Origin of the sequence: Halorubrum sp. Atlit-28R (assembly GCF_003665955.1) — an archaeon.
Classification (GTDB): domain Archaea; phylum Halobacteriota; class Halobacteria; order Halobacteriales; family Haloferacaceae; genus Halorubrum; species Halorubrum tropicale.
In genome coordinates, this window is the sequence record NZ_QPLS01000260.1 from 1 (window position 1) to 444 (window position 444).

At 63.7% G+C, this 444-nt stretch carries 1 pseudogene; it reads right to left on the bottom strand.

Annotation, left to right across the window (positions count from 1 at the left end):
* Window positions 1-7 precede the first annotated feature (7 nt).
* Window positions 8-444, bottom strand: a pseudogene (locus DVK06_RS17810) (aconitate hydratase); the annotation flags it as partial.

Consider the following 444-nt stretch of genomic DNA (forward strand, 5'->3'; position numbering starts at 1 on the left):
TGTGGACTTAGTCGTCCGCGGGCGCTGCGCCGCCTTCGGCCTGCTGCTTCGTGAGAGGCAGCTTACCACCGGCGGTGAGAATACGACGCTCACGCTCGGAGGCGTGCAGGTCCGCCGTCGCTTCCCAGTCGCCGTTCACGCGGATGGTGAACTCTTCCTGGCCGGATTTGACGCCTTCGGCCACGTCGTCGACGATTTCGATGTCGTCGCCCTGTTCGAGCTTCTCGTAGGTCTCCTCGTCGATGGCGAGAGGGACGATACCGAAGTTGAACAGGTTCGCCTTGTGGATGCGGGCGAACGACTGCGCGAGGACGGTCTCGATGCCGAGGTACATCGGACACATCGCGGCGTGTTCGCGGGAGGAACCCTGACCGTAGTTCTCGCCAGCGACGAGAACACCGGAACCGGCTTCCTTGGCGCGCTGTGCGAACGTCTCGTCGACAC